Raw genomic sequence first — 15,697 nt, forward strand, 5'->3', positions numbered from 1 at the left:
CGATCAGCTCGTCGGGCTCGGTTGCAGACGCTCGGCCCGGCGCGGCCCGATGCGCGACGGCCACCAGTTCGCGCGCCCGACCAGGGTGGCGATGGCTGGGACCGTGATGGTGCGGACCACGAAGGTATCCAACAGGATTCCCACCCCGATCACGAAACCTCCCTGCACCACGATGCCGATGCTCGAGAACAGCAGACCCGACATCGAGGCGGCGAAGATCAGCCCCGCCGCGGTGATCACACCACCGGTCGAGCCCAGCGTCCGGATGACGCCGTAGCGCACGCTGTGCGGTGATTCGTCACGTAGCCGCGACACGAACAGCATGTTGTAATCCGCGCCGACGGCCACCAGCACCACGAATGCCAACGGCGGCACGCTCCAATGCAGGTCCTGGCCGAGGACCACCTGGAACGCCAGCACCCCGAGGCCGACCGCCGCGAAGTAGGAGACCACGACGGAGCCGACGAGGTACAGCGGCGCGATGATCGCGCGCAGCAGCACCATCAACGTCAACAGCACGACGATGATGGTCGCGGCGATGATGAACCGGATGTCCTGCTGGTAGTAGTCGCGGGTGTCGCGCAGCGCAACGGGAAACCCGCCCATGGAGATCGTGGCGTCGGCCAGCATGGTGTTGGGTTGGGCGCCCCGCGCGACGTCGTAGATCTCGTTGACCTGGTCCATCGCCTCGGGGCTGTAGGGGTTGAGTTCGGTTTGGATCAGGTACTGCACCGAGCGGCCATCAGGTGAGATGTAGGCCTTGGCGGCGTCCTTGAAGTTCGGCAGGTTCAGCACCTCGACCGGAATGTTGAAGCCCGCCTGCGCCGGGTCGGCGGCGTTGGATCTCAGCGTGAGCAGGAACGTCGACGCCTCATTGAGCCCGGCGGCGATCACCTTGACCTGCTCGACGAGTTGGTCGACGCCGCCCGCGACTTCGCGGCTTCCGTCGGCCAGTCGGTTGGCGCCCTGCTGTAGCTCGGTCAACCCGGCTTCGGGGCCGCCGGGCTGGTCCAGCCCCATCGCGTCGACCGCCTTGGCCACGTTGGCCATGGCCGCGTTGAGCTTGGCCACCGCCTCGTTGAGGGTTTTTCGGTCGTCGACATCCTGGAGCTGGTGGGCGAGATCGTTGATCTCAGCGAGGCTTCCGTCTTCCCGCGCGGCGACGAGGCGCTGAAAATGCATCCGGGTGTCCCGGCAGGACGGGTTGGCGTCGCAGATGGCATTGCCCTGCAGCGCGGCCAAGACCGGGCCGATCCAGGCGAACATATCCTTGACGGCGCTGAAGTTGAAGCCCATCGAGTTGCCGAGTGCGTTGACGCTGGCGACCAGCTTGGCCGCGATCTCGACGTCGCGAACCAGCCTGTCTCCGCCGTATTCGGTCCGCATCGCAGAAAACGTCGTCACCAGGTCCCGGATGCTGGGCGCGACCGCGTTGATCTGACCCCGTACGTCGGCGAGGCTGTCGGCCAGCGTGCTGGCGCCGTCGGTCAGCCGGTTGAAATCCCCGGCGTGATCACTGATCCGGTCGGAGCCGTCGGCCAGCCGATCGCCGACGAGGCCGGCCTGGTAGGTGGCCCGGAACTCGGCAGGCACTTCGCCGAGGGGCCGGGTGATGCCGCTGACCAAACCGACGCCGGGCAGTTGTGCGATGCGTGACGCCAGCTGTTCCAGATCCGCCAGCGCCCGCGGGTTGCGCAGATCGTGCGGGGACTGGATCAGCACGTATTCGGGAACGGACTGGCTGACCGGGAAGTGGCGTTCCAGCGCGGCGTACCCGACCGAACTCGGCGCCGACGCCGGGACGACCTTGCGGTCGTCGTAGTTGTAGCGCGCGATCACCGCGATCCCACCCAGCAGGGCCAACACGATCAGGCTGGTGACCAGATGCGTCACCGGTCTGCGCACGATCCGGATGCCCGAACGCCGCCAGAACCGCGCGGTCAGCTCGCGCCGCGGCTGAATCCAGCCGCGCGGTCCGGCCAACACCATGATCGCGGGAAGCAGGGTCACCGCGGCGAGGAAGGCGACGCCGATCCCGATGGACGCCGACGCGCCGACGGTCTTGAACACGCCCATCTGCGCGAAGTTCAGGAGCAGAAAGGTCAGTCCGACGGTGGCCGCGGATGCCGCGATCACCTTGCCGATCGAGATCATCGCGGCCTTGACCGCGCGATCGTAATCGTCGCCTGATCGCAGATAGTCGTGGTAGCGGCTGATCAGAAACACCGCGTAGTCCGTTCCGGCTCCGGCCATGATCGCGCTGAGGAACACGATCGACTGGTTGGAGACGCCCGCGCCGGTCAGCTCCGACAACCCGGCCACCACCGACTGGGCGATCAGCAGCGACGACCCGATCGTCACCAGCGGCAGCAGCATCGTCACCACGTTGCGATACACCAGCAGCAACACGCCGAGAACCATGACGGCGATGGCGATCTCTATCGGCAGGCGATCCTTCTCACCGGCGACGGTGAGGTCCGCGACGGTGGCGGCGGGCCCGGTGAGGTGCACAGCCAGCGGACCGTCGGGGATCTCGTGCCTGATGACGTCGGCCACGCGGTTGAACGCGTCATAGGCCCGCGGCGTACCCAGCTCCCCCGCGAGGCCGACCGGCAGCACCCAGGTCGTTTTGTCGTCGCTGGTCAGAAATGGCCGCAGCTGCGGTGTGCTGACGAAATCCTGCACGGAAACCACGTCGGAGGTGTTGTCGCGCACCACGTCCACCACGTTGCGATAGATGGCTTCGTCGGCGGGCGTGAGACCGGTTTCGTTGATGAACGCGACGACCAGAAGGTTGTCCGAACCCGGCTCCGGGAAAGCCTCCGCCATCTTCGTCGCGGTGATGCTCGACGGTGCATCGCTGGGCAAGATGCTGAGCGGATGTTTCTGCGCCATCTCGCCGAGCGACGGCAGCGCAAGCGGCAGGGCGATCGCCATGGCGACCCAGACGCCGATCACCGCCCAGGGCCACCGCACCACTACGTCTGCTAACCGCCGCATGACGCCCTCACCACCGCACGGCCACCGAGTCGATCCACGCTATGCGACACGCCCCCAGTTACCGCGGTCGGCGACCAGCCCGCACACCGACCTCATTGTCGCCATATAACGCGCAACCGACTTTTCGGCGACCGGATTGGCGGGATGCATGATCGCCATGACCGTGCCCTCGCCGTATCGGAAGAGATAAATGGTGAGCTGATATGAGTACCGGTCATCCGAATAGACCCCGATATTGTCTGCGATGCCCATGTCGGCGGCGGCCAGCACCGCGTTGAGCGGAGCGGCACCGGCATGAAAGAAATTCGACACGGGGAAATTGGGCTGCGGCCAACTCAGCCACGGCGCCAACTCCAGAACGCGGTAGTAGGGCACCTTGGCCATATTCAGGTTCGCGTCGAAGGAATCTTGTGCGAGCCAGGCGGCATCACCGAATGTGGCCACGCCTATCGGCACGGTGATCGGAATCAATCCGGTGAACCACCCTTGCGTCATGAAATTGTCCGCGGCGGAGCGGGAATCGCGAGGGGTGAGCCCGTAATACGTCAGCGCACCGGTCAGTTCGTGCTCGACTTGGGCCAGACAGGCGAATAGACCGCCGACAAAGCGCGCACCGGACGTCGAACACGCCGCTTCGAAGCGTTCGGTCTGGGCCGGGTTCATCAGGATTTCGGTGGTGATATCGCTGCTGGTCGACTCCGTCGGATCACCTAGCGGCAACGGGAATTCGGGAAATCCACCGCCATTGCTGTCTGCGAAATCAATCCATGCCTTTACATCAGACGAATCCACGGTCAACGGCGAAGTGCGCTCGCGCTCGCGGATGCAGAATTCGGCATAACTACCGGCGTCGGGTAGTGCGAGCGCCTCACCGCTGCCGCTGTACGCCGAATACATGCCGTTGGCTTCGAGCATTGTGGTGCCGATCAAGGTGGCGTCTCCATGGACATGGTCCATGGCCGCGAAAAAGGTGAAGTGGTCTTCGTTCTGGATGACCCCGAAAGTGAAGCAGCCCCATTCCAACGGGCTCGGAATGTCCACCACATGCGCGCGAATTTCGTCGACGGTCATCGCGCCGTGCTGGATTGGCACGAATTCGATGTCGGCTGGATTCTCGATGGCGTGCCGGATGAACTCACCGTCACCGGTGCGTTCGAACCAGCTGCGGAAGGTGTCGTGCCGACGCAGGTAGGCATTGACGGCCTGATCCATTGCCGAAATGTCACATTGTCCGTTCACCTCGCAGCTAGTGATCATCTGCCGCGAGAAACTCAACCCCGCAGCGGTGCGCTCGTAGTAGTTGCGCAGATGCTGGCCCTGCATGTAGCTGACGGGCGTCGAACTGACCGGAGCGCGCAGCGCTTTCTCGGCGGCCGCAGGGGTCGGATGCCAAGACGTGAGATGACCGGGCTTCAACGTCCAATCGTCGAGTGCGCCGATCGTGATTTTGCCGATTTGCAACCCGGCCCCCAATCCATACTGCTTCTGCCGATTGCCGATCCGGCATCGAGTCGTTGCCGCACCAACATACGTCTGCAGGCCCGCCGCACCGTCCGAATCCCAGTCGTTAGCGGATCCAACCATGCCGCGCGCCGACATGCCATAGTCTGCCGGGGGGCCACGCTCAATTGACGGGCACGACACTTTGCCAGGGGGCGTGTTCTGGCCGCCGATGTCAAGGGAGGACAACAACGGCATGGTATCCGCGGGACATCTCAACGAGCCGACTGCTCGCATCGCAATAGTCGGCTACGCAGCGCGGTTTCCAGGCGCCCAGGACGTCGACGACTTCTGGGACCTGCTACGCGAGGGCCGCGACGCGATATCGGAGGTGCCCGAGGACCGCTGGAACGTCGACGATTTCTTCGATCCGGAACCGGGAGCGCCCGGCAAGATCGTGACCCGTCGGGCCGGTTTTCTCGACGACTCCACGGGGTTCGACGCGCCGTTCTTCGGGATCTCCACCCGTGAGGCGCGGCTGGTGGACCCTCAGCACCGGCTGCTGCTGGAGACGGCGTGGCGCGCGGTGGAGCATGCCGGCATTGCGCCCAGCGCCTTGGCCGAAACCACCGCCGGCGTGTTCGTCGGGATCTCCACCCACGACTACCTGGGCATGGTTTCCGACGAGCTGAACTATCCCGAGATCGAGGCCTACATGGCCATCGGCACCTCGAACGCCGCGGCGGCCGGCCGGATCAGCTACCGGTTGGGCCTGCAGGGCCCGTCGGTCGCCGTCGACACGGCCTGCAGTTCGTCGCTGGTGGCGATCCATCAGGCGTGCCAAGCGCTACGCCTGGACGAATGCGGCGTCGCGCTGGCCGGTGGTACCAACGTGCTGCTCTCCCCGGCCACCATGGTCACCTTTTCACAAGCCCGCATGCTCGCACCCGACGGCCGTTGCAAGACGTTCGACGCGGCCGCGGACGGCTACGTGCGCGGCGAGGGGTGCGGCGTCGTCGTCCTCAAGCGTCTCGAGGACGCGATCCGCGACGGCGATCCGATCCGCGCCGTGATCCGCGGCAGCGCAATCAACCAGGACGGCGCGTCGGGCGGGTTGACGGTGCCGAACGGCGTTGCCCAGAAACGGGTTATCGCCGATGCGCTCAAGCGGGCCGGCCTCGACCCCAGCGCCGTCGGATACCTCGAGGCGCACGGCACCGGAACATCGCTGGGCGACCCGATCGAGGCCCAGGCCGCCGGCGAGGTGCTCGGCGTCGGACGCAACGCCGACGATCCACTGTTGATCGGGTCGGCGAAGACGAACATCGGGCACCTGGAAGCGGCCGCGGGCATCGCGGGCGTCATCAAGGTCATCCTGGCGCTCGAGCACAAGACGCTGCCCAAACATCTCAACTTCGAGAACCCGTCACCGCACATCCCGTGGGATCGGCTGCCCATCGAGGTGGTCAAGGAGACCGTCCCGTGGGAAAGCAACGGGCGTGCCCGTATCGCGGGGGTCAGCTCGTTCGGGTTCGCCGGCACCAACGCGCACGTGATCCTCGAAGAGGCCCCGGCCATAGCCGACACTGCCGCGCCCGGCCTCGTCGTCGAACCCGTCGACCCTGCACGGTTTGCGCTGCTGCCCCTGTCGGCGCGCACACCCACCGCGCTGGTGCAGTTGGCTGATCAGTACCGCGGCTGGCTGACGAAGAACACCGACGCCACCTTGGCCGACGTGTGCTTCACCGCCGGGGTGGCGCGCGCGCATCTGGAGCACCGGGCCGCGCTGGTGGTCAACTCGCGGGAGTCGGCCATCGAACTGCTCGGCGCGCTCGCCGACGACCGCCCGGCACCCGGCCTGGTGCGCGGCGAAACGCAGGCCGCACCGAAGACGGCGTGGCTGTTCACCGGACAAGGCAGCCAGTACCCGGGTATGGCGCGGGAGCTGTTCGACACCGAGCCGGTGTTCGCCGAGACGCTGATGCGCTGCGCGGCCGCGGTCGCCGACGTCGTTGAAAAGCCGTTGCTTGACGTGATCTTCGACGTGGACAGCCCCGACTGCGAACAGACGCTTCGGCAGACCTCATATGCGCAACCGGCCCTGTTCGCGGTGGAAATGGGTCTGGCCCGGCTGTGGCAGTCGTGGGGCTTTGAACCCGATGTGGTGCTCGGCCACAGCGTCGGCCAGTACGCGGCGGCCTGCGTCGCCGAAATCTGCAGCCTCGAGGACGGCGCGCTGCTGATGGCCGAACGGGGCCGGCTCTTCGCCAGCTTGCCTGCGGGCGGGCGAATGGCGGCGATCTTCACCGCGGCCCAGCGCGTCGATAACCTGGCTGACGAGTACCCGACCCTGTCGGTCGCCGCCTACAACGGCACCAACACCGTATTGTCCGGGCCGGCGGCCGATTTGGAGAAGGCTGTCGCCACGCTGGAATCCGACGGGACCCGGTGCGACTGGCTCGACACCAGCCACGCGTTCCACTCCGCGCTGCTCGACCCGATCCTCGACGAGTTCGAAGCTTGTGCGAACCGGTTCGAATTTGGTGTGCCGCAACGCATTCTGATCGACAACCGCACCGGGACCGCACTCGGCCAGAGCGTGCGACTCGACGGCGCCTACTGGCGCCGCCACGCGCGGCAACCGGTGGAGTTCGCCAAGAGCGTGCGCACCCTCGCCGAGATGAACTGCAAGCTGTTACTCGAGATCGGCCCGCGGCCGGTGCTGACCGCCGCGGCCATGGGCGCCTGGCCCGAGCCCGCCACCGCGCCACGCGCGATCGCCTCGCTGCGCCAAAACACCGCCGACCACCGGCAGATCACCGAAGCCCTCGCCGACGCCTACGTCCTCGGACACCATCCGGAGTTCACCGCGGTCGGGCCGGGGCCCGCGCGCAAGGTCGATCTTCCGACCTATCCGTTCGAACACCGGCAGTACTGGTTCCTGGACAACCGGCCGGAGCGCCAGACCGACGACCGCTTGGAGGTCGACGCGCCGAGGCATTCCGCCGCGCGCACGGAGGCTTTGGGTCTTCTGGAGGACGGCCGCATCGAGGAACTGGCGGCCCTCCTCGACGGCTCCGGTGCCGATCAGCAGACCCGCGACGTGCTGGCCAGCTTCGCCGCACAGCACAACCGGCAGCTGTCGACGCAGACCATCGCAGACGACCGCTACGAGATCCGCTGGGAAGAGGTTCCCGCCCCACCTGTGGGAAGCCCGCAAGCCGATACCGGCGAGGGGCCCACCTGGATCCTCGTCGGTGACCCCACCCCCGCCGTCACACCGCTGGTGGACGAGTTGAGCGCACGGGGTCACCGGTATGAGATCGTCGGCCTGCCGACCTGCGACGCCGACGAGACACAGTTCACCGACATGCTGCGCGCCGCGGCCCAAACCGAGCTGCGGATCGTGCACGTCGCTGCCCTCGACACGGACCCGGCCCGTCGGCCCTCGGCGTCGATGCGCTCGCTGCTGCGGATCCAGCACCGGGTGCTCGGCGGAACACGCCGGCTCTTCCGTGCTGCCGGCGCCGCGGAGCTTCGGGTGCCGATCTGGGTGGTGACCCGCGGCGCACAGCGCGTCACCGATGCCGACACCGTCGCACCGGATCAGAGTTGCCTGTGGGGCTTCGGCCGGGCCGCATCGTTGGAGCTGCCGCAGGTGTGGGGCGGGCTCGCCGACCTGTCCGAGTCGACCGGCGGGGAATGGTCGCGGCTCATCGACCGGATCGCCACCCCGCGCGACTCCGGGGTCGTCGAAGACCAGGTCGCGCTCCGCGACCGGGCCCTCTTCGTCCCGCGCCTGGTCCGGCGCACCTCGCCGCCAAGCACGGAGCCCTTGCAAATACGTGCTGACGCAACGTATCTGGTGACCGGCGGGCTCGGGTCCCTGGGTTTGGAGATCGCGGGCTACCTAGCCGAGCACGGCGCCAAGCAACTGGTGCTGACCGGCCGACGGGCGCCCAGCGAGGCCGCCCGGCAGCGCATCGACGCGCTGACCGAACAGCACGGCTGCGAGTTCCGCATCATCGCCGCCGACGTCGCCGACGCCCACGATGTCGCGCGGCTGTTGGACCGCGTGGCTGCCGAACTGCCCCCGCTGGCCGGTATCGTGCACGCCGCCGGCGAGGTCAGCACGACCCGGCTGAGCGACCTGGACGACGCCGAAGTCGACCGGGTGTTCGCCGGAAAGGTCTGGGGCGCCTGGTATCTGAGCGAGGCCGCACTGGACCTGCAGCTCGACTTCTTCATCAGCACGTCCTCGATCGCCTCGGTGTGGGGTGGGTTCGGTCAGACCGCTTACGGTGCGGCGAACGCGTTCCTCGACGGGCTGGCGTGGCGACTGCGCGAGCAGGGCGTCACCGGGATCAGCGTCAACTTCGGTCCGTGGTCCGCGGGCATGGCCGATGCGGAGTCCCGTGCGCGCCTTGACGAACGCGGCGTCAAAACGATGTCACCCGCCGACGCGCTGACCGGCCTGGCCGACGTCATCTCGACGTCCGACGGTCCGGTCCAGGCGGTGGTGGCCCGGATCGACTGGGCACGCTTCCTTCCGCTGTATCAGCAGGCGGGCAGGCGTGCGTTCCTCGCCGAGCTGGAGCGTGAGGTGCCCAGCCAGGCCGCGGCCGCAGAGGTGGCGCCGTCCGGCAAGACGCAGCTGGTCGAGCGGCTTATCAACGCACCGGTGCAGCAGCGCAAGCGGCTGGTCACCAACTACCTGCGCGACGCTGTCGCCGAGGTGACCCGGGTGGAGGCCGCCCAGATCCGCGAGGACACCGGGTTCTTCGACCTCGGCATGGACTCGCTGATGGCCGTCGAGCTTCGGCGCCGCCTCGAAACAGCGACGGGCAAGGAGATACCCGTCACGCTGGTGATGGATCATCCCCGGCTGTCGGACGCGGCCGACTACCTGCTCGGTGAGGTGCTCGAGCTGGCCGAGCAGGCGCCCGTCGACATCGAGCGTCGACCCGTCGCTGTGGCGCCGACGCGTACCGACGAACCGGTCACGATCATCGCGGTGTCGTGCCGCTTCCCCGGCGCATCCGATCCGGAAGCGTTCTGGGAACTGCTTTCCGGCGGGGTCGACGCGATCCGGGAGGTTCCCGAGGACCGATTCGACATCGACGAGTTCTACGACGCCGACCCCGACGCCCGGGGTAAGACCTACACCCGCTGCGGTGGTTTCCTCGACGCAATCGACGAGTTCGATCCCGAGTTCTTCGGGATCTCCCCGCGCGAGGCGGTCTGGATCGAACCGCAGCAGCGGCTGATGCTCGAAACGGTGTGGGAGGGTTTAGAGAGAGCCGGATACGCACCATCAGCCTTGCGGGGCAGCCGAACCGGGGTCTTCACCGGGGTCGCGGCCAACGAATACGCGCATCTGCTGTCCACCGAGTCGATCGACAAGATCGAACCGCACTTCATCACCGGCAACGCCCTCAACGCCGTGTCCGGGCGGGTCGCGTTCGCGCTGGGTCTCGAGGGGCCCGCGGTCGCCGTCGACACCGCATGCAGTTCGGCGCTGGTGGCTGTTCATCAGGCACGCCAGGCGCTGCAGTCAGGTGACTGCGATCTGGCGCTGGCCGGCGGGGTGAACGTCTTGCTGAGCCCGGTGACCACCGTCGCCGCGTCACGGGCCCGGATGCTCTCCCCCGCCGGACGATGCAAGACGTTCGACGCCTCCGCCGATGGATACGTGCGCAGCGAGGGCTGCGGGGTTCTGGTGCTCAAGCGGTTGAGCGACGCAGTGCGCGACGGCGACCGGATCTCGGCCGTCATCGTGGGTAGCTCGGTCAACCAGGACGGCGCATCGAGCGGTTTGACGGTGCCCAACGGCGGTGCGCAGCAACGGCTTATCGAGTCGACGCTGAACCGGGCCGGGTTGTCCGGCGGTGACATCGACTACCTCGAGGCGCACGGCACGGGTACGCCACTGGGTGATCCGATCGAGGTGCAGGCCGCCGCGGCCGCCTACGGCGCCTCGCGCGATGCGGACCGGCCGTTGCTGATGGGATCGGTGAAAACGAACATCGGTCACCTCGAATCGGCCTCCGGGGCCGCGGGTTTGATCAAGGTGGTGTTGTCCCTTCAGCACGGGCTGCTGCCGCAGAGCCTGCACTTCGACGAGCCGTCGCCGCACATCCCGTGGGATGCGCTGCCGGTGCGCGTCGTCGACGAGGCGCTGCCGTGGCAGACCAACGGGCGAATCCGCCGCGCCGGGGTGAGCTCGTTCGGGTTCACCGGCACCAACGCACACGTGTTGATCGAGGAGGCGCCGTCCGAGCCCGCCGCCGAACTCGAGGCTGGGGACGAGAGGTCCGTGCACGTGCTTCCGCTGTCGGCCCGGTCGCCGGAAGCGTTGGTGGAGTTGGCACGACGCTATGAGGGGTGGTTGAGCACCCACGCCGACCTCGACCTCGCCGACGTGTGCCAGACCGCGGGAACCGGCCGTTCGCATTTCGAGCACCGCGCCGCGCTGGTGGTCGATTCCGTCGACGCCGTGCGTCAGTGTCTGGCCGACGTCACCGAGAACCGCACCCGCCCCGGTGTGGTGCGCGGCGAGCACACCCACCCGCCGACGACCGCGTGGCTGTTCACCGGGCAGGGCAGTCAGTATCCCGGGATGGCGCGCGAATTGTTCGATGCCGAGCCCGTTTTCGCCGAGACGGTGACACGGTGCGCGGAAGCCGTCAAGGACATCCTGCCGCAGCCGTTGCTCGAGGTACTGTTCGCCACCGACCGGGAGACCGCCGGCAAGTCCACCGAGCGGTTGCGGCACACGTCGTATGCGCAGCCGGCGTTGTTCGCCCTCGAGATGGGGTTGGCCCGGCTGTGGCAGTCGTGGGGCATCGAACCCGACGTGGTGTTGGGGCACAGCGTGGGCCAGTACGCGGCGGCGTGCGTGGCCGGGGTGTTCAGCCTCGAAGACGGCGCACGACTGATGGCCGAACGCGGCCGAATGTTCGGCAGCCTGCCCGAAGGTGGGCGCATGGTGGCGGTATTCACCGACGCCAAGCACATCGAGGAAGTCGCCGCCGAGTTCGGCCGGGTGTCGGTCGGCGCCTACAACGGACCCAACACCGTGTTGTCTGGCCCGGGCGAAGATCTCGAGCAGATCGTCGCCAGGTTCGCCGACGACGGGATCCGCTGCACCTGGCTGGAGACCAGCCACGCCTTCCACTCCGAACTGCTCGATCCCATACTCGACGAATTCGAGAGCTATGCCGGGCAATTCACGTTCGCCACGCCGACCCTGCCGCTGGTGTGCAACCGCACCGGCACGGTGCTCACGGCGCAGACCCCGCTCGACGCGTCGTACTGGCGGCGGCATTCACGCCAGCCCGTGCAGTTCGCCGAGAGCGTGCGCACCGTGGCGGCGCTGGGGTGCTCGGTCCTGATGGAGATCGGGCCGCAACCGGTGTTGACCGGTGTGGCGGTACAGGTCTGGCCCGAACATGTGCCGGCGCCCAGGGCGATCGCGTCGCTGCGTAAGGGTGTCGGTGACCGGCGCCAGATCGCCGACGCGTTGGCCTCGGCCTACGTCGGTGGGCACCTGCCCGATTTCGCGGCGCTGCACCGGCGGCGACGTCGGCGGCTGGAGCTGCCGACCTACCCGTTCCAGCGTCGCCGCTTCTGGCCGCAGACCACCAGCATCGCCGTCGACGGCGCCCCGGTTTCGGGGATACTCGGTAGCGCAAAGGAACTCGCATCTGGGGACACCGTCTACACCAGCAGGCTGTCGGTGAAATCCCTGCCGTGGGTCGCCGACCACGTCATCTACGGCACGGTCGTCGTACCCGGCGCGACGTACGCGACGATGGCGCTGGCCGCGGCGGGCCCACCCGCGCGGGTGCAGAACATCTTCTTCTACGAGCCGATCATCCTGCCCGAGAAGAGCTCTCGTGAGGTGCAACTCACGTTGCATCCGTTGGATAACGCGGGCGAGAACGGTGGCGCGTGGAAGTTCCAGATCCACAGCCGCCCGTACGGGGAACGCGGCGGCGACTGGTCGCTGAACGCCGACGGCACCGTCACCCGCGACGACGCCGGCATCGCCGACGATCCGGCGTCGTACGAGGAGTCGATCGAGGACATCATCGAGCGGTGCACGCGTTCGCGTCCGCAGGAGTTGTTCGAACTGGTTGCCGACGCGGAGTTGGAGTGGGGCCCGACCTGGTCGGGGTCGCTGAAGTCGCTGTGGGTCGGCGAGGCTGAGGCGCTCGGCGACATCCTCGTCGGCGAGGAACTGGCCGAGCATCTGGGCACCGAGCCCATGCACCCAGTGTTATTGGACCTGTGCACCGGAATCACCTTCCCGGCGTTCCCGACCCGGGAGGCGATGGAACAGGGCGTCGACGATCTGCTCCTGCCGCTGCGTTACGGGCAGCTGACCGTGCAGGAGAAGATGCCCCGCCGGTTCTACTGCCACACGAAGTGGCATACCAGCGCAGTCGATGCCGAAACCCAGATCTTCGATTTGGATTTCTTGGATCGAGAAGGCCGCCGGCTGGGCGGAATCCGCGACTTCACCGTCAAACGCGCACCCCGGGAAGTGTTGCTGCGCGGGCTGGGCGGCGATGCCACCCGGACGCTGTACACCCTCGGCTGGCACGAGGTCCCGGCGCCGGAACGCGCAGCGGTGAACGGAACGTGGCTGGTGGCCGGGATGGACCAACTGGCCACCCTGCTGCCTGGCTGCGTGCCGTTGGACCGCGACACCGATCAGCAGCCCTTGGGACAGCTGCTGACCCAGGCGCATGCGCGAGGTGAGGCGTTCTCCGGGGTCGTCTGGCGCTGCGCCGCACAGGGGGCCGACGAGTCGAGCATCGATGCCGCCGCGCGGATCGAGAACGAGATCGCCAACCTCCTCGACGTCGTGCACACGGTGCAGCAGAGAGAGGTGAAACTGCCTGGCGGGCTGTGGATCGTCACCGAGCAGGCGGTGGCCACCGACTCAGGTGAGCCGGTCGACCCGGTCCAGGCCGCGATGTGGGGTTTCGGGCGCACGGCCATCAACGAGGAACCGGCACTGCGGTGCAGGCTCGTCGACTGCGACGGATCACCGGAGGCGGTGCAGGTGCTCGCCGACCTGATCGCGGCGCCGGTCGACGAGCCGGAACTGGCTGTGCGCCAAGGAAAGCTGCTGGCGTCGCGGTTGTTGCCGTGGGCGCGGGGCGGGCATCTCACGGTGCCGCGCTCCACCGATTACGTGCTGGCGCCCACCGAACGCGGTGCGATCGACAACTTGCGGCTGACCGAGACGGATGTGCCGCCGCCGGAGCCCGGCTGCGTCCAGGTTCGGGTGGAGGCTGCGGGCCTGAACTTCCGCGACGTGCTCAACGTGCTCGGGCTGTATCCGGGCGACCCGGGTCCGATCGGCGGCGACTTCGCCGGCGTTGTCACCCAATTGGGTGACAACGTCGAGGGACTCGAGGTGGGCCAGCGGGTGTTCGGCGCCATGCAGGGGGCGTTCTGCAGCCGGTTCAACGTGCCCGCGCAGTTGCTCGCGCCGACACCCGAGGGCGTGGGCGCCGTGGCGGCCGCGACCGTCCCGGCTGCGGCGTTGACGGCGCGCCTGGCGTTCGACTGGGCGCAGTTGCGGCCCGGCGACCGGGTGCTCATCCACGCCGCCAGCGGCGGTGTCGGCATGGCCGCCATCCAGATGGCCCGCCAGCACGGCGCCACGGTCTTCGCGACCGCAAGCACCTTCAAGCGCGCGACGCTGCGCAAGATGGGTGTGGCATACGTATACGACTCGCGGACTACGGATTTCGCCGACCAGATCCTGGCCGACACCGAAGGCGCGGGCGTCGACGTGGTGCTCAACAGCCTGACCAACGAAGGGTTTATCGAGGCCACCGTGCGGGCCACCGCACAGAACGGTCGCTTCGCCGAGATCGCCAAACGCGACATCTGGACACCGGAGCAGATGGCGGCCATCCGACCCGATATCGCCTACGAGATCGTCGCGCTGGACACCGTGACGTTTGACGACCCGGTGCGCATCCACGGCCTGCTCGGCGAGATCTCGGAGGGGCTGGGCAAGGGCGAGTGGGCGCCACTGCCCGCCGAGGTCTACCCGCTGACGGAGGCCAGGGCCGCGTTTCGCCGTATGCAGCAGGCACGCCACATCGGCAAGATCGTGCTGCAGATACCCGCTCCGTTGCAGCCGCGTGTGGACCGCACCTATCTGATCACCGGCGGGCTGGGCTCGATCGGTCTGCACACGGCCACCCACCTCGCCCAACTCGGTGCCGGCGACATCGTGTTGACCAGTAGGCGCGAACCCGACACCCAGACCCAACAGGCGATCGACGCGATCAGCGAACGGCACAAGTGCCGCATCCACGTCAGATCAGCAGACGTCAGCGACGAATCCGAGGCGGCCGAACTGCTCGAAAGGATCCGCGCGGAGTTGCCGCCGCTCGCGGGGGTGGCCCACCTGGCGGGTGTGCTCGATGACGGGCTGCTGTCGGCGCAGAGCGTCGAGCGATTCCGGATGACGTTGGCGCCCAAGGCCTTCGGCGCCCGCCATCTGGACCGCTTGACCAGGGACGACGACCTCGACTTCTTCATCGTGTCGTCGTCGGTGTCCAGCCTGTTCGGTTCGCCCGGTCAGGCCAACTATGCCACGGCCAACGGGTTCCTCGACGGTCTGGTCGCGCAGCGAAGGTCGCAGGGCCTGCCGGCCACCGGTATCAACTTCGGCCCGTGGGCGCAGGGCGGGATGGCGTCATCGGATGCGGCCGGCGCCAACATCAGAGCCCAGGGACTGGTTCCGTTGGAGCCTTCGTCCGCGCTGCGGGCGATGGCCGAGGTCGTCGCGAACGGTACCGGGCAGGCGGCGGTCATCAACGCCAACTGGCAGCGCGCGGCGAAGATGCTGGGTGCCTCGCGGCCACCGATTCTGGACCTGGTGTTGCCGCGCGCGGGCGGGGACGCCGACGGCGACAGCGAGATGCTTGCGCAACTGATCGAGATCCCCGCGCCTCAGCGGGCCGGTTTCGTCACCGAGTTCCTCCAACGCGAGGTGCAGACCTTCCTGCGTCTGGCGCAACCACCAGCGGCGACCAGCCGGTTCCTCGACCTCGGCACCGACTCCCTGATGGCGATCGAACTCCGCAACCGGCTGCACAGCCAGTTCGGCGATGCGTTCACGATCGACGTGACCGCGGTCTTCGACTATCCGACGATCGGGTCGCTCGCCGAGTATCTGGTGGGCCAGATGCCCGATGGAAAGCAGTCGCCAGCCGCGCAGTGA

At 67.6% G+C, this 15,697-nt stretch carries 3 protein-coding genes; 1 reads left to right on the forward strand and 2 read right to left on the reverse strand.

The window, feature by feature from the left end; translation table 11 throughout:
- Window positions 1-3: 3 nt before the first annotated feature.
- Both ABQF13_RS10405 and ABQF13_RS10410 read right to left on the reverse strand, forming a co-directional pair.
- Complete coding sequence (locus ABQF13_RS10405) at window positions 4-3,000, reverse strand: MMPL/RND family transporter (protein WP_448392626.1); 2,997 nt, start codon at window positions 2,998-3,000, stop codon at window positions 4-6.
- A gap of 39 nt (window positions 3,001-3,039) precedes the next feature.
- Window positions 3,040-4,461 (reverse strand): condensation domain-containing protein, encoded by a 1,422-nt coding sequence (locus tag ABQF13_RS10410; RefSeq protein ID WP_448392699.1) that lies wholly within the window; start codon window positions 4,459-4,461, stop codon window positions 3,040-3,042.
- A gap of 235 nt (window positions 4,462-4,696) precedes the next feature.
- On the opposite strand from ABQF13_RS10410, the gene ABQF13_RS10415 reads away from it, so the two are divergent.
- On the forward strand, window positions 4,697-15,697 hold the full coding sequence (locus ABQF13_RS10415) for an SDR family NAD(P)-dependent oxidoreductase (RefSeq protein ID WP_448392700.1): 11,001 nt from the start codon (window positions 4,697-4,699) through the stop codon (window positions 15,695-15,697).

This window comes from Mycolicibacterium sp. XJ879 (assembly GCF_053483935.1).